This is a genomic window from Cupriavidus sp. CP313 (assembly GCF_054072015.1).
In genome coordinates this window covers 22,722-37,046 of the sequence record NZ_JBSVZB010000017.1, presented here as the reverse complement: position 1 = coordinate 37,046, position 14,325 = coordinate 22,722, and the positions used below count along the sequence as shown (strand labels likewise).

The 14,325-nt window shown below is 66.3% G+C and carries 13 protein-coding genes; 6 read left to right on the top strand and 7 right to left on the bottom strand.

The window, feature by feature from the left end:
- The first annotated feature begins 202 nt into the window (after positions 1-202).
- Positions 203-1,108: a LysR substrate-binding domain-containing protein gene (locus ACW4E8_RS22095; RefSeq protein WP_456806634.1), complete on the top strand. Its 906-nt coding sequence runs from the start codon at positions 203-205 to the stop codon at positions 1,106-1,108.
- A gap of 21 nt (positions 1,109-1,129) precedes the next feature.
- Here the strand turns inward: ACW4E8_RS22095 and ACW4E8_RS22090 are convergent, their stop codons facing one another.
- Positions 1,130-1,684, bottom strand: coding sequence for a hypothetical protein (locus tag ACW4E8_RS22090; RefSeq protein ID WP_456806502.1), 555 nt, complete (start codon positions 1,682-1,684; stop codon positions 1,130-1,132).
- Between the two features lie 183 nt (positions 1,685-1,867).
- Here ACW4E8_RS22090 and ACW4E8_RS22085 point away from each other — a divergent pair, with 183 nt between their 5' ends.
- The gene (locus ACW4E8_RS22085; protein WP_456806501.1) at positions 1,868-2,374 is read left to right on the top strand and encodes a GNAT family N-acetyltransferase; all 507 of its coding nucleotides are present in this window, start codon (positions 1,868-1,870) and stop codon (positions 2,372-2,374) included.
- An 11-nt stretch (positions 2,375-2,385) separates the two neighbouring features.
- Here ACW4E8_RS22085 and ACW4E8_RS22080 read toward each other — a convergent pair whose 3' ends face one another.
- Positions 2,386-4,728 carry a cytochrome P450 gene (locus ACW4E8_RS22080; RefSeq protein WP_456806500.1) on the bottom strand — a complete coding sequence of 781 codons (2,343 nt, stop codon included), beginning with the start codon at positions 4,726-4,728 and terminating at the stop codon, positions 2,386-2,388.
- 71 nt (positions 4,729-4,799) lie between these two features.
- A complete protein-coding gene (locus ACW4E8_RS22075) occupies positions 4,800-5,786 on the bottom strand; it encodes a Bug family tripartite tricarboxylate transporter substrate binding protein (RefSeq protein WP_456806499.1) in 987 nt (328 codons plus the stop codon).
- Positions 5,787-5,968: 182 nt separating this feature from the next.
- Here ACW4E8_RS22075 and ACW4E8_RS22070 point away from each other — a divergent pair, with 182 nt between their 5' ends.
- The gene (locus ACW4E8_RS22070; RefSeq protein ID WP_456806498.1) at positions 5,969-6,805 is read left to right on the top strand and encodes an IclR family transcriptional regulator; all 837 of its coding nucleotides are present in this window, start codon (positions 5,969-5,971) and stop codon (positions 6,803-6,805) included.
- A gap of 58 nt (positions 6,806-6,863) precedes the next feature.
- Here the strand turns inward: ACW4E8_RS22070 and ACW4E8_RS22065 are convergent, their stop codons facing one another.
- Both ACW4E8_RS22065 and ACW4E8_RS22060 read right to left on the bottom strand, forming a co-directional pair.
- On the bottom strand, positions 6,864-7,751 hold the full coding sequence (locus tag ACW4E8_RS22065) for an IclR family transcriptional regulator (RefSeq protein ID WP_456806497.1): 888 nt from the start codon (positions 7,749-7,751) through the stop codon (positions 6,864-6,866).
- A 160-nt stretch (positions 7,752-7,911) separates the two neighbouring features.
- Positions 7,912-9,477: a class I adenylate-forming enzyme family protein gene (locus ACW4E8_RS22060; RefSeq protein ID WP_456806496.1), complete on the bottom strand. Its 1,566-nt coding sequence runs from the start codon at positions 9,475-9,477 to the stop codon at positions 7,912-7,914.
- Between the two features lie 181 nt (positions 9,478-9,658).
- Here ACW4E8_RS22060 and ACW4E8_RS22055 point away from each other — a divergent pair, with 181 nt between their 5' ends.
- The 3 genes from ACW4E8_RS22055 (at position 9,659) to ACW4E8_RS22045 (ending at position 12,249) form a co-directional block, all read left to right on the top strand.
- Positions 9,659-10,387, top strand: a complete 729-nt coding sequence (locus tag ACW4E8_RS22055; RefSeq protein WP_456806495.1) for an SDR family oxidoreductase — start codon at positions 9,659-9,661, stop codon at positions 10,385-10,387.
- A gap of 183 nt (positions 10,388-10,570) precedes the next feature.
- The gene (locus ACW4E8_RS22050; protein WP_456806494.1) at positions 10,571-11,557 is read left to right on the top strand and encodes a tripartite tricarboxylate transporter substrate binding protein; all 987 of its coding nucleotides are present in this window, start codon (positions 10,571-10,573) and stop codon (positions 11,555-11,557) included.
- Positions 11,558-11,631: 74 nt separating this feature from the next.
- Positions 11,632-12,249 (top strand): DsbA family protein, encoded by a 618-nt coding sequence (locus tag ACW4E8_RS22045; protein ID WP_456806493.1) that lies wholly within the window; start codon positions 11,632-11,634, stop codon positions 12,247-12,249.
- A gap of 92 nt (positions 12,250-12,341) precedes the next feature.
- Here ACW4E8_RS22045 and ACW4E8_RS22040 read toward each other — a convergent pair whose 3' ends face one another.
- Together ACW4E8_RS22040 and phnL are read right to left on the bottom strand one after the other, a co-directional pair.
- A complete protein-coding gene (locus tag ACW4E8_RS22040) occupies positions 12,342-13,559 on the bottom strand; it encodes an alpha-D-ribose 1-methylphosphonate 5-triphosphate diphosphatase (RefSeq protein ID WP_456806492.1) in 1,218 nt (405 codons plus the stop codon).
- Positions 13,560-13,596: 37 nt separating this feature from the next.
- Positions 13,597-14,322: a phosphonate C-P lyase system protein PhnL gene (gene phnL, locus ACW4E8_RS22035; protein ID WP_456806491.1), complete on the bottom strand. Its 726-nt coding sequence runs from the start codon at positions 14,320-14,322 to the stop codon at positions 13,597-13,599.
- Positions 14,323-14,325: the final 3 nt, after the last annotated feature.

The following is a 14,325-nucleotide window of genomic DNA, read 5'->3' as shown; positions in this document are numbered from 1 at the left end:
CTTGAGGAGGAGTTGAGGGCACACCGCGGCCTGCCGCTCCACGCTTCATTGGCGGCGCAGTTGGGCGGGGGCGATGTGTGGAAGCGAAGTGTAGCCAAACCTCTCGCATTCCATTCATGATTTAATATTGGTCTTTCCATTCCCTTTGTTCATGGATCGCGAAAGCGGCCTGCCGGCAGCCCGCTCGCCGTCCCTCAGCACCATGCCCATCGATATTCGCGCGCTGCGCTATTTCGTCGAGACTGCCCGGCTGCGCAGCTTTACCCAGGCCGCGACCTCGCTGTTCGTCACCCAGTCGACCATCAGCAAGATGGTCAAGCAGCTGGAGGACGAGGTCGGCCAGCCGCTGCTGATCCGTGAAGGCAAGAGCGTGCGGTTGACCGACGTGGGCCGCGTGGTCTACGAGCGCGGGCAGGAGGCGCTGGGCGTGGTGCACCGGCTGACGCTGGAGGTGTCCGACCTGTCCTCGCTGGGCCGGGGGCAGTTGACGGTGGGGATCCCGCCGATGGTCAACCTGTTCTTTTCACCGGCGGTCAGCGCCTTCCGGCGGCGCTATCCCAACCTGTCGCTGACGCTGGACGAGCACGGCGGCCAGGTGGTGGAGCAACTGGTGGCAAGCGGCGAGCTGGAAGTCGGCGCCACGGTGCTGCCGGGCGACAGCGGCCTGGCGCTGGAAACGCGCCAGTTCGGCCGCTACCCGATCTGGGCCGTGGGGCCGCGCAAGGCTGCCTGGGCGCGCGGGCGCACCGTCACGCTGGCGGCGCTGCGCAATGAGCCGCTGGTGATGCTGACGGATGATTTCTCGCTGACGCGCAAGCTGCGGCAGGCATTTCTGGAAGCACGCATCGAGCCGCGCGTGGTGGCGCGCAGCGGGCACTGGGATTTCCTGGCGTCGATGGCGGCGGCGGGGCTGGGCACTACCTTCCTGCCGCAGCCGCTGGCTGAGCGCCTGCAGGGCCAGGGCACGCTGGCCATGGCGCGGCTGACCGAGCCGGCAATGGACTGGACCATGGCCCATATCTGGTCGCCGGGACGCTACCTGTCGCATGCGGCGCGGGCATGGCTGGCGGTTTGCGATGAGGTGCTGGGGGGCGGAAAAGGGTCTTGAAACGGCGCGCGTGCGGCGGCCTCACTTCCTCAGGCACTGGTCCGGCGGGATATCCAGCAAGACCAGCGATTTCTGCCCGGCCAGGTAGTGGTAGCGCAGCCTGACCCCCAGCTTGCCGAGCACCGGCACATCCGGGTTGCGGCAGATGCCGCGCTCCAGGATCGGCTTGGCCGTCGCCATGAACTCGCGGGTATCGTCACGCGCCGCATCCACCCCTGAAACCTTCAGCCGGAACTCGACAATCTTGCCCGGCCGCGTCACGCAGCCGTCGAAGCGGGTGGTGTCGTCCAGGTCGACCGGGCCGGCGCGCATCAACTCCTGGCAGGCCATGCGCAGCTCACGGTCGACATCGCCCGCGGTCAGGCGGGTCACGCCGTTCATGCCGGTGGGCTTGCCGCGCACCGTGCCCAGCAGCAGCGTGGCCAGCCCGGACAGTTGCGGGGACGGCGCAGGCGGGGCAGCCACGGTGGCGGAAAGGGCAAGTGGCCCGGCCAGCAGGGACAGGCCCAGGCACACAGCGGCATGGCGCAAAGGATGGCGATCAGGGACGGCGGGGGCAGCAGGGGCAGGGCGCATGACGCAACGGGAACAGGATTGCCTTGGGGTTCGCGCTGCTACTTTAGCCTTGGCGCCTTGCCGCTGTTGTCAGGCGTTGTCCTACGGCGCAACAGTGGCTTGCCCTGGCGGCCGCGGCATGCCAGCGAACGGGGAGCGTAGAATCCGAGTCCCCAAGACCTGATCGAAGTCCCGAGTCCCGGCATGTCCGTGCAGATCCGCTCAGAATCGCCGTCCGACGCCGACGCCATCGCCCGGCTGACCACCGCCGCCTTCCTGACGGCGCCGCACACCAGCCGCACCGAGGCTTTCGTCGTCAATGCGCTGCGCCGCGCCGGCCAGTTGACGGTGTCGCTGGTGGCACAGGCCGGCGACAGGCTGGTGGGCCACGTGGCGATTTCGCCGGTAACGGTGTCGTCTGGTGAGGCAGGCTGGTACGGACTGGGCCCGATCTCGGTGGCGCCGGACCTGCAGGGGCAGGGCATCGGCTCGCAACTGATGCGCGCGTCGCTGGACCAACTGCGCAGCCTTGGCGCCGCCGGCTGTGTGGTGCTGGGCGATCCCGGCTACTACGGCCGCTTCGGCTTCGCCGTGCGGCCGGGGCTGGTCCTGCAGGGCGTGCCGCCCGAGTACTTCCAGGCACTGGCGTTCGACGGCGGCTATCCGACCGGCAGCGTGCAATACCACGACGCCTTCAACGCCACCGCCTGACGGGCGGGCGCTCAGAGCTCCAGCACCAGCCGGCCGCCGCCACAGGCGCGCGAACAGCACGCCATCATGCGCTGGTTGGCCTCGCGCTCGCTGCGCGTGAGCACCACGTCGCGATGGTCGACCTGGCCGGCCAGCACGCGCACCTCGCAGGACCCGCACAGGCCTTCCTCGCAATCGCTCTGCACGTCGATATTGGCGCCGCGCAGCGCGCTCAGCAGGGTCTGGCCAGCCGGGACTTCCATGACCAGGCCGGAGTCCTTCAGCTCGACGGTAAAGGGCTGTTCGTTCGACGCATCCAGCGTGCCCAGCTTCGATACGAAGTGCTCCACGCGCAGCGCATCTTGCGGCCACGCCGCGCAGCGCTCGGCCAGCGCATCCAGCATGCGCTGCGGGCCGCAGGCGTAGACCTGGGTGCGCGGATCCGGCTGCGCCAGCAGCTTGCCGAAGTCGGCGCGCTGGCCTTCATCGCTGGCATGGACTTGCAGCCGTGCACCGTGCAGGGCCTGCAGTTCATCCAGCATCGCCATCGCATTGCGTGAACGGCCGCAGTAGTGGAATTCGTAGTCGATGCCAAGCGCACGGGCGCGCCGCGCCATCGCGCTGACCGGCGTGATGCCGATGCCGCCGGCGATAAAGATGGCGCGCTTGCAGCTTTCATCGAAGCGGAAGTGGTTGCGCGGCCCGCGGATGCGCAGGCGGTCGCCGGCCTGGACGCTGCCATGCACCCAGGCCGAGCCGCCGCGGCTGTCGGGGTCGCGCAGCACGGCAATCTCCAGCGCACCCGCATCGTCCGGATCGCCGCACAGCGAATACTGGCGCGACAGCCCCGTATCGCCGCATTCCACGTCGATATGCGAGCCCGGGGCCCAGCGCGGCAGTGGCTTGCCGTCAGGCGCCGCCAGCCGCAGCCGGACCACGCCGTCGGCGGCGGGCGTGACGCGCTCGACCACCACCGTGCGGGCGATGGTGTGTGCGGACGGCTCGCCGATGCGTACCGGCTGGTGCACGTCGAGCAAGGCCGGGTCGCGGCGCTCGGGATTTTGCGCGGGGTCCCATTCCACCAGCAGGTGCTCCGGGCCGCGGAACGAGGTGTTGGGCACGTAGGTGAAGGTCTGCTCGGCCAGGCGCATATGCGGCAGCCGGCGTGCCAGTTCCTCCAGGAAGACCTGCATCTCCATGCGCGCCAGGTTCTTGCCCATGCACTGGTGCGAGCCGTAGCCGAAGGTGAGCTGCTCGCTGGCGTTGTCGCGGCGGATGTCGAACAGGTCGGCATCGGCAAAATGGCGCTCGTCATGGTTGGCAGACGACGTGACGATCAGCAGCTTGCTGCCCGCGGGCAGGTGGATGCCGCCGACCTCGGCGTCGCGCGTCACCAGCCGCCGCCATGCGGCGACGGAGCCGTTGTGGCGCAGGCATTCTTCCACCGCATTGGGGATCAGCGATGGATCGTCGCAGATCTCGCGCCACGCATCCGGATGCTGCAGCAGCAGCTTGATGGCATTGGCCGAGGCATTGGCGGTGGTCTCATGCGCGGCGACGATGCCGGCCATCATCATCGAATGCAGGTAGGAGTCGGTGACCACCTCGGGCAGGTCTTTCTGCTTGCGCAGGCCGTATTGCATCCAGCCCGGGCCGGACGGGTCCTCGCGCATCTTGTCGAGGATGCGGCCCGCCAGCTGCCAGAAGTTGCCCACGGCATGCGCCACGGCCACCTGTTCCTCCGGCTTCGGCCGGCCCCAGGTGTTGACGGTATGGGCGATGGAGTACTGGCGCAGCAGGTCCATGTCCTCTTCGGGCACGCCCAGGAAATGCAGCGCTACGGTCAGCGGCACCTCCCACAGCATCTGGTCGACCAGGTCGGCGCCGCCATCGTCGATAAAGCGGTCGACATACTCGCGCGCCAGGCGGCGCACCAGCGGCTCATGGTGCGCCAGTTCCGCGGGCGTGAAGGGCGCCATCAGCGCGCGCCGGCGCGGCATGTGGGCGGGCTCGTCCTCGTTGACCAGCGTGCGGTTCATGGCGTAGCCATAGGAGGCCAGCACGGCATTGGCCTCGTCGCCGGTGGGCGTGATCTTCTCCAGCGCGATCGACGGGCTGAAGGTCAGGTTGTCGCGGAAGATCGCCTTGATGTCCTGGTAGCGCGTGACCACCCAGTAGCCCAGCCTGGGGCTGTAGAACACCGGCTCCTGCTCGCGCGACCAGCGCACGTATTCGGGCGGGTCCTGCTGGTAGCCGTCGCCGAAGGGATCGAATTGCGCCGCGTTGTGGCTGACCGGGCAGCCGTTGGGAGCGGTCAAGGCGCTGTGGTCGATCGGGCAGCCGCTGCGCGCGGCGCTGGGGGAGGGGTTGGCCATACTGCGTACTCCTGGCGAAAAACAGGGCCGTCCGATCAGGGTCGGACGGCCATTCGGTGTTGCGGCCGGACTCAGTTGTCCAGCGTGATCTTCAGGTCGCGGATCAGCGTGGTCCAGCGGGTGGACTCGCTGCGCAGCAGCTCGCTGAACTGCGCCGGCGAGTTGCCGACCGGCTCCACGCCGAAGTCCACCAGCCGCTTGTTGACAGCGGGCTCACGGATTGCCGCGACCACGTCCTTGTTCAGCGTGTTGACCACCTCCGGCGGCGTGCCGGCCGGCACCACCATGCCCACCAGCGCGGCAGCTTCCACGCGCGGGTAGCCCAGTTCGGCAAAGGTCGGCACGTCAGGCAACTGCGGCAGTCGGGTGGCATTGGCCACCGCCAGCGGCCGGACCTTGCCGCCCTTGATAAAGCCGGCGCCGGCGGCATAGTCCACCATCATCGCCACCACCTGCCCGGCGGCAACGTCCGACAGCGCAGGCGCAGCGCCGCGGTACGGGGCATGCGTCATCGACAGGCCGGCTTCCACCTTCAGCAACTCCATTGCCAGGTGGTGCGGGCTGCCCGCGCCTGCCGAGCCGTAGTTGATGCCGCCCTGGGTGGCCTTGGTCTGCGCGATGAATTCCCTGGCGCTCTTGACCGGGCTGGTCGCGCCCACCACCAGGATCATCGGGAAGCGGCCCAGCAGCGTCACCGGAGCCAGATCCTTGCCGGGGTTGTAGGAGAGCGATTTGTACAGCACGGGGTTGAACACCAGCGTGCCGTTGTCGGCCGACAGCACGGTATAGCCGTCGGCGGCCGAGCGCGCCGTCTCGGCCGCGCCGATGGCGGTATTGCCGCCCGGCTTGTTGTCCACCACCACCGGCTGGCCGACCTTGGCCGACAGCCCCTGGCTGATGGTGCGCGCCAGGAAGTCCGAACCGCCGCCGGCGGCGTAGGGGACGATCCAGCGGATAGGCTTGGCAGGGTAGGCGTCGGCGGCGTGCGCGGGGACTGCGGCCAGCATCGGCAGGGCCAGGGCGCCAATGGCCAGGCGCTTGAAGTGGGGGCGGGGCATGGGGGGCTTGTCTCCTTGTTGGTCAGCCCGGTGTACGGCACCGGTGTTTCTGTTTTGCGTAAATCATATACGCATTGCGTAATGATTGAATGCGGGTTAACCTTGAACTGACCTGCAGCGGCCGCATGGCTTGATCCGCCTTCCATGTGATGACCGCTCACCGTTTGCCGGATCTTCCCGCCATGCCCCGACCGAAAGCTTCCGAACCTCCCATCGAACCCGCCGACGCGCCCCGCACGCGCGAGCGCCGCCAGCGCGTGCAATCGGCGGTCACTGGCATGGCGGTGCTCAAGGGACTGGCCCGGCTGGGCGGGCGCGCCAGCCTGACCGCGCTGGCCGCCCACATCGACGAAAGCCCGGCCAAGGTGCACCGCTACCTGGTCAGCCTGGTGGAAGAGGGGCTGGTGGCGCAGGAGGTGGGTACGCAGCAATACCACCTGGGCTTCGAGGCGCTGCAGATCGGCATGGCGGCGATGCGGCAGGCCGACCCGATCCGGCTGGCCGAAGCCTCGCTGGTGCGCCTGCGCGAAACACTGGAAGTGACCTGCTTTGTCGCGGTGATGGGCAACAAGGGGCCGACCATCATGCGCTTTGAAGAACCGGGTTTGCCGGTGACGGTGAACGTGCGCGCGGGTTCGGTGATGCCGCTGCTGTGGTCGGCCACCGGGCGCGTGTTCCTGGGCCTGCTCGATGAAAAGCGCGTGCATGCACAGGCCGAAGAAGAACTGGCCACGGCCAGCCCGGCGCGGCTGGCGTTGCTCGATGCCAAAGACCCCATCGGCGCACTGCGCCGCGCGGTGCAGGCCGACGACTGCGCCTGGGTGCGCGACACCAACCTGACCGGCATCAGCGCCGTGGCGGCGCCGGTACGCGACTACACCGGGCGCGTTTGCGCGGTGCTGACGGCACTGGGCGCCACCGGCGGCTTTGATCCCGCCATCGACGGGCCCATCGGCAGCGCCGTGCGGCGCGAGGCGCGCGCGGTCAGCACGGCGCTGGGGTTCAACCCCGGAGCCTGATCCGGTCCCTCGGCCGGTGAAGCCGCCATCGGCCGGCAGCGAACGGCCGTAGCCAGCGCTACAGTGTTGCCGGCCTGACCGGCACTGGCTCGTCCGAGCGCTGACCGAGGTTGCGCTCGATTTCCCTCACGGTGTCCAGCAGCTTCGGCCGGATTTCCTCGTGCAGTCGTGCGACGGGGAAATAGCCTGCTGCACCGGCTACGCTCACCGCCATCAAAGGCAGCCCGCGCCCCGGCCACAGCGGCGTGGCGATGCCATGGACCTCCTTGACCCAGGTGCCAGCCGAAGTCGCGCAGCCGGTCGCCTGGTATTCATCGACCGCTTGCAGGATGCCCCGCTCGACCTTCGGCCAATTGCCTTCGTCCAAGGCGCGGATTCGCTCCATTAAATCCGCCCGCTCGCTGGCTGGCAGGGCTGCCAGCAAGACGAACCCCGCCGCACTGGTTCCAAGCGGGATACGAGAGCCGACATCAAGGCTGAGCGTGACGATCGAGGTGCTGCGGCAGCATTCGAGATACAGCATTGAAAGCCGGTCCCGTGTTGTCAGCGCGACAACCGCCCCGGTTTCGGCGGCCAAGCGCTGCAAGAACGGCCGTGCCACCTGGCGCACGTCGAGGTTCACCAGCATGGAGCTGCCGAGCGCCGCCGTTGCCGTGCCGAGCCGGTACTTGCCGCTGTCCGGAACAAGATGCAGGTAGCCCAGCTTCGTCAGCGTGTAAGTCAGCCGGGTAACGGTCGACTTCGGCAGTCCACAGCGCATGGCAATCTCGTGGTTGGCAAGGAAGTTGTCACCACTGCGAAAACAACTCAGTACCTCCAGCCCCCGCGCCAGCGCGGTGACGAAATGGCGGTCCTGGCTTTCGTCGCCCCGGGGCTCCTCGTCAGCCTCGTTGCCTTCCGTGGCCAACGTGTTATGCAGCTCTTCTTGCTTCGATCCTGTTGCCATCTTGATTTTCCTTGCGCGATTGCAGCGCATGCCCCTCGCGCCGGCAGATCTGGGGCCCAGTCCATGCCTTGTGCCGCTGTCTGGCAATGCCTTGTAGAGCCGCACAAGTTAGCACAATTCCTGGCCTCGTCACCGCATGCCTTCGCGCGCGGGATGGCGGCTACAGCACGGTCTGGCGCGCGTCGGCCTCGCTTGCCGCCAGCTTCTTTATCTCGCTCTTGAGCAGTTTCCCCGTCGGCGCTGCCGGCAGCTGCACCATCGACCGGATCTCCGTCGGCACCTTATAGGGTGAGAGGCGTTCGCGCAGGTAGGCCTCCAGTTCGTCGCGCGCCACGGGCACCCCCTCGGCAAGCTCAACGAAGGCGACCACCTCCTCGTTCCCCTCGGCCTGGCGCCCGACCACAGCCGACTGCACGATGGCAGGATGGCTGTTCAACACCTGCTCAACCTCGACCGGGTAGACGTTGAACCCGGAACGAATGATCAACTCCCTGGTTCGCCCGACGATGAAAAGCACCCCATCTTCGCCTTGCCTGGCCATGTCGCCGGTATTGAGCCAGCCGTCGGCATTGACCGCGACACGGGTCTGCACCGCGTCCTTGTAGTAGCCCTTCATCAGGTTGGGGCCACGCACCCACAGCTCGCCCGCACCACCTGGCGCCACGTCGTCACCTGATGCGTCGATGATCCGGACTTCCACGCCGGGCACGGGCGGCCCCACGGAGCAATCCTGGCGCGGATACTCGAGCAGCGTCTGCGCAATCGTAGGAGACATCTCAGTGAGACCGTATCCATTTTGCAGCGGCATGCCGAATGCCAGCTCCACTGCCGACTTCAGCTCACGCGTCAGCGGTGCGCCGGCGGTTCCGATAATGCGCAAGCCGTGGCCGTCCAGCGCCGTACCGGTTCGCCCACACCATTCAAGCAACCTTGCATACATCGCCGGAACGCCAATCAGAACGGTGATGCCAGCCGCGCGCAACGCGTTCACCAGGGCTTCCGGCGAGAAGCGCTCCTCCAGATGCAGGACGCAGCCACACGAGAGAGATCCGACCAGCTGTGACGACAGGCCGACCACATGCGCCATCGGCAGTACACCGTAAATACTATCGGCGGGACTCAACTGCCGCAGTTGCCGCGACAGCGTGGCCACATAAAGCAGGTTTGCATGCGTAAGCATCACCCCCTTGGGCTCGCCAGAGGTGCCCGAGGTGTAGAGCATCACGGCAACCTGGTCCCCTGGCTCAACCTTGACGGGTTCCGAGCTCGCAGTTTCATTCAGTGGGCCAACGGCCAACTCACCCACCAACGGCCAAGCGCAGGGGACTGCGCCCGCACGGTCGGCATGGCTGGCGGCCTCCTTGGAAACATCTGATGCATAGAGGACGCGACGCGCGCCTGAATGCTCGATGAAACTGTCAATCTCTCGCGGCGAGAGGCGCGCATTGACCACCACCGCCCATGCGTCGCACCGGCTGGCGGCCAGCACAAGCACCGCCAGGGCGGCGCAGTTCTCGGCCACCAGCATGACGCGGTCGCCGGGTTGCACGCCGAGTTCCCCCAACTGCAGCGCAGCCCCACGGACCGCCGTGGCGAGCTCCGCATAGCTAAGGCGGAAACGCTTGTCCACCAGCGCCGTTCCCTGCGGCTGACTGTGGACCCAGGGGTCGATCACCTCATGGATGCGACGAAACCCGATCGCCGGGACAGAATGCGGCTCACTCATCTTTGTCTCCAAATCACCCTTGTTGAACTGCAATGCAGTCTATAGACCTGCTGTGCGGCATGCAAGAAGGCGATTTCAGCAGAAAAATAAGCCAAATCGCATTGACGCTCGCTGGGGCAACACCCATACTAAACCGCAATGCAGTTCATCGTTCCGCAAAGAGAAATACAAAGGAGACACAATGAGTGACAAGAAAGCCATACTCGTCATGGGCGCCGGCGACGCGACCGGTGGTGCCATTGCCCGCCGCTTTGCACGCGAGGGGTATATCGCATGCGTCACACGGCGTAACGCGGACAAGCTCGCACCCCTGGTTGCCCAGATCGAAGCAGAAGGCGGCGTCGCCCATGCTTTCGGTTCGGACGCCCGCAAGGAGGAGGACGTCACAGCACTGATCCAGGACATCGAGTCGAACATCGCGCCAATTGAGGTCGCAGTCTTCAACATTGGCGCAAACGTCCGCTATGACCTGCTGGATACGACCGCGCGCGTCTACTACAAGGTATGGGAGATGGCTTGCTTTGCCGGCTTCCTGATGGGACGGGAGACCGCCAGAGTGATGGTTCCCCGCGCTCGCGGCTCGATATTCTTCACTGGCGCAACCGCCAGTCTGCGGGGCAGGGCCGGCTTTTCCGCCTTTGCAGGGGCCAAGCATGGCCTGCGCGCGCTGGCGCAATCCATGGCAAAGGAACTTGGCCCGAAGGGCATTCATGTGGCGCACCCTATCGTCGATGGCGCCATCGACACAGAGTTCATTCGCGAAAACTTCCCCGAGCGCTACGCCCTGAAGGATCGCGACGGCATTCTCAATCCTGAGCACATTGCCGACACGTACTGGATGCTGCATCAGCAACCGCGCGACGCGTGGACGCACGAACTCGACCTGCGCCCCTGGATCGAGGCCTGGTAATGCATTGCGGCTGATTGCAGCCGCCTGCGCCCCTCCGGCAACTGACTGCGATCGAACAGACGCCTGGCAACAGCGCCACGCATTGACGGCACCTTGCCTTTGGCGTGTCGGCGTCTGCGCGCTGCTGATCGCCGCCCCCGCGCAAGCAACCCAGGTGACATCTCAAATGTTCAGGAGACAGCGATGAATAGGCGACAGTTCTTCAATCTCACGGCACTGGGGATAGCGGGAAGCAGTTTGCCGCTAGCGACCAGACTTGCCTTTGCGCAGGCGGATGCCAGCAAATTCCCCGATCGCCCGATCCGGATCTTGCTGGGTTTTCCGCCTGGGGGGTCCACCGACATTCCAATGCGAACCCTGGCAGCCAATGCCTCGAAGATACTTGGGCAATCGATCGTCATCGAGAACAAGCCAGGGGCGGCAGGCGTGCTGCCGGCACAGATGCTGCAGTCGGCCAGGCCTGACGGCTATACGCTGGCTGTGATTCCCCAGGGCGTCTTCCGCCTGCCATACACGACCGACATCAACTGGAATCCGGCAGACCTTGCCTACATCCTGGGCCTGACCGGCTATGTGTTCGGCATTGTCGTGCCTGCATCATCGCCGATCCATTCCCTTGCAGACTACGTCGCCTACGCCAGAAAGCACCCGGGTGAGCTGACCTACAGCACGCCCGGCGCCCTGACGACCAACCATCTGACGATGGAGCAAATCTCCCGCATGGCGGACATTGAGCTCAATCACGTTCCTTACAAGGGCACCAGTGAATCCTTGCAGGCCTTGCTTGCCGGTCACGTCCAGTCCGCGGCCGAAACCTCGGGCTGGGTACCTTACGTCGAGAGCGGCAAGATGCGGCTGTTGGCAGTCTGGGGAGAGAAGCGTATGCCGCGCTTTCCCAATGTGCCGACCCTCAGGGAATCGGGTATCAACCTGGCGCAGTCTTCGCCTTGGGGCCTCGCGGCACCGGCCGGAACACCGGCGGCCATCGTGGCCAAACTGCATGCGGCCTTCAAGCAAGCGATGGAGCAAGGCAGTTTCCGGGAGGCACTGGCCCACTATGACATGGAACCCATGTACATGAGCCCGGATCAGTACCGACGCTTCGCAAACACCACGATGGCCCGAGAGAAGGCGGTACTCGAACTGATTCACTACAAGAAGAACGGTTGAACGTTTCCCGCTGCCGACACGTACCTTGATCCACAACCAGCCGCCTACGCTGACCTACCTTGGAGAGACGCCCAATGAACACGCCTGTCGTGCAATTCCACTTCGATTTTGGTAGCCCTAATTCATACCTCACGCACAAGGTCATCCCGTCCATCGAGCACCGCACCGAGGTGAGATTCGAGTATGTGCCGGTCCTTCTGGGAGGACTATTCCGTTTCACGGGGAACCGCTCACCGGCTGAAGCCTTCGCCGGCATCAAGAACAAGCAGGAGTACGGCCGGCTGGAGATCAGGCGCTTTGTCGAAAAACACGGGCTGACCGCTTACCGGTACAACCCGCATTTTCCGGTCAACACTTTGCAGATCATGCGCGGCGCGGTTGCAGCAAGTTTCGAAGGCTGCTTCCAGCGTTACGTTGATGTGGTGTTCGCCGCGATGTGGGAACAGGAAAAGAAGATGGACGATACGGCAACGATCGGGCTTGTGCTGCATGAGGCGGGGCTGGACGCCGAGCGCCTCCTTTCACGAATGAATGACCCCGTGGTCAAGGAAACGCTGTTGAAGAACACCCAGGAATCATTTGAGCGTGGCGCCTTCGGCTCGCCGACCTTCTTCGTCAATGGCGAAATCTACTTTGGGAAAGACCGCCTGCGCGAGGTCGAGGAAGAGATTGAGCGCGTCAAGGCCTCCTGACCGGCTACCGCAATACAATCGATCGACTTCCTGTTCAAAGCAGCCGCTTGGCGGAGGCGCGGCGGATTCTTACGAATCCAGGCCAATCCTCCTTATGCCACCTCGCGCAGCGCGGTTTCGCGCGGCATGGCGGCATCGCCAACGTGCCGCACCGACGGATACCCCGCCGCAAACACCAGCCGCCCGCCAGACCAGGTATGCGTGACCATCGGCTGGCCCGCCACGCCGGACACGGCGATCAGGTCCGCGCGCAGCCCCGGCGCCAGCCGCCCGCGGTCGTCCAGCAGGCAGGCGTCGGCGGGATTGGCGGTGACCAGCGCCAGCGCCTGGTTCAGCGGCAGGTCGGCCAGGCGCGCGGCGGCATACGCGGCGGCGATCAGCGTGGACGGCTGGTAGTCCGAGCACAGGATGGTGCCGACCCCGGCGTGGATGGCGTCGATGGCGCGCATCGAGCCGCTCTGGCTCTTGCCGCGCAGCACGTTGGGCGCGCCCAGGATGGTCGGCAGCGCCTGGGCGCACGCGGCTTGCGCGGTTTCCAGGTTGATCGGGAACTCGCTCATGCGCACGCCCAGCGCGTGCATGGCGGCGATGCGCTGCGGCGAATCGTCGTCATGGCTGGCGGTAGGGATGCCCAGCGCATGCGCCCTGGCCACCAGCCGGTTGACGCGCTCATGCGCGCCTTCCAGCGCGGCGGCCTTCTTGTGGGCCGCATCCGCGGCTTCCTCGCGGCTCATGCCGTGGTTGCCCATCATGTAGGCCAGGTAGGCATCCATGGTCTTGAACTGGCCTTGGCCCGGCGAGTGGTCCATCACGGACAGCAGGTCGACCACGCCCTCGGCCATCAGCGCTTCCAGCACCGGCACGGCGCTGGAATCGGTGACTTCGTAGCGGCAATGGATGCGGTTGTCGACCAGGCTGTGGCGGCGATACGCGGCCAGGGTGCGCACCAGCGTGGCGGCGGTGTCGACATTGCGCACGCCGAACTGGTTGCCGGCGAACGACAGCGCGTGGTACGGCGTGGTGATGCCGGCCGCGGCATTGCGGCGGTCCACCTGGGCCACGGCAAAGTCCAGCGGGAACAGCACGCTGGCGCGCGGTTCGACTTCCTTCTCGATGGCGTCGCAATGCACGTCGACCAGGCCCGGCATCACGGTGTGGCCATGCAGGTCGATCACGGCGGCGTGGGCGGGCACCGCGGCGGGTGCCGGTTCGATGGCGGCGATGCGGCCATCTTCGATCAGCAGCGCGCTGTCGTGCAGCACGCGGTCCGGCAGCACCAGGGTGGCGTGGGTCAGGTAGGTAGCAGACATGTCCGGCTCCGTTCTGGGATTCCGTTCTGGGATCAAATCAGGCAAGGGCGGTAGCGGGTTGCAGCGGCAGCAGGCGCGTGGCCACGGCATCGCGTACCGCTTCGTCGTGGAAGATGCCGATCAGCGCGCGGCCTTCGGCCAGGGCCTCGCGGATCAGGTCGACCACCACGGCGCGGTTGTCGGCGTCCAGCGAGGCGGTGGGCTCGTCCAGCAGCAGGATCGGGTGGCCACCGATCAGGCCGCGCGCGATGTTCACGCGCTGCTGCTCGCCGCCGGAGAAAGTGGCCGGCGGCAGGTCCCACAGCCGGCGCGGCAGGTTCAGCCGTGCCAGCAGTTCTGCCGCGCGGGCGCGGGCTTCCTCATGGCTGGCGCCGCGCTGCTGCAGCGGATCGGCCACCACGTCGAGTGCGCCGACGCGGGGAATCGCGCGCAGGAACTGGCTGACATAACCGATCACGTCGCGGCGCAGCTTCAGCACGCGCTGTTCGGGGGCGCGGGTCAGCTCGACCCACGGCTCGCCCTCGGCGCTGGTATCGCGCAGGCGGATGCTGCCTTCGGTGGCCAGGTAGTTGCCGTACAGGCAGCGCAGCAGCGTGCTCTTGCCGGTGCCGGACGGCCCGGACAGCACCAGGCATTCGCCGCGGGCGGCATCGAAATCCATCGCGCGCAGCACCGGCAGGCGGATGCCGCCCTGGTTGTGCAGCGTAAACATCTTGCCGAGGGCGCGGACCTCGACCAGTTTCTGTGGGTGTTCTGCGTGCATCGT

Coding starts and splice junctions, on each gene's coding strand:
- ACW4E8_RS22095 (WP_456806634.1), top strand. CDS start 203: ATGCCCATCGATATTCGCGCGCTGCGCTATTTCGTCGAGACTGCCCGG.
- ACW4E8_RS22090 (WP_456806502.1), bottom strand. CDS start 1,684: ATGCGCCCTGCCCCTGCTGCCCCCGCCGTCCCTGATCGCCATCCTTTG.
- ACW4E8_RS22085 (WP_456806501.1), top strand. CDS start 1,868: ATGTCCGTGCAGATCCGCTCAGAATCGCCGTCCGACGCCGACGCCATC.
- ACW4E8_RS22080 (WP_456806500.1), bottom strand. CDS start 4,728: ATGGCCAACCCCTCCCCCAGCGCCGCGCGCAGCGGCTGCCCGATCGAC.
- ACW4E8_RS22075 (WP_456806499.1), bottom strand. CDS start 5,786: ATGCCCCGCCCCCACTTCAAGCGCCTGGCCATTGGCGCCCTGGCCCTG.
- ACW4E8_RS22070 (WP_456806498.1), top strand. CDS start 5,969: ATGCCCCGACCGAAAGCTTCCGAACCTCCCATCGAACCCGCCGACGCG.
- ACW4E8_RS22065 (WP_456806497.1), bottom strand. CDS start 7,751: ATGGCAACAGGATCGAAGCAAGAAGAGCTGCATAACACGTTGGCCACG.
- ACW4E8_RS22060 (WP_456806496.1), bottom strand. CDS start 9,477: ATGAGTGAGCCGCATTCTGTCCCGGCGATCGGGTTTCGTCGCATCCAT.
- ACW4E8_RS22055 (WP_456806495.1), top strand. CDS start 9,659: ATGAGTGACAAGAAAGCCATACTCGTCATGGGCGCCGGCGACGCGACC.
- ACW4E8_RS22050 (WP_456806494.1), top strand. CDS start 10,571: ATGAATAGGCGACAGTTCTTCAATCTCACGGCACTGGGGATAGCGGGA.
- ACW4E8_RS22045 (WP_456806493.1), top strand. CDS start 11,632: ATGAACACGCCTGTCGTGCAATTCCACTTCGATTTTGGTAGCCCTAAT.
- ACW4E8_RS22040 (WP_456806492.1), bottom strand. CDS start 13,559: ATGTCTGCTACCTACCTGACCCACGCCACCCTGGTGCTGCCGGACCGC.
- phnL (WP_456806491.1), bottom strand. CDS start 14,322: ATGCACGCAGAACACCCACAGAAACTGGTCGAGGTCCGCGCCCTCGGC.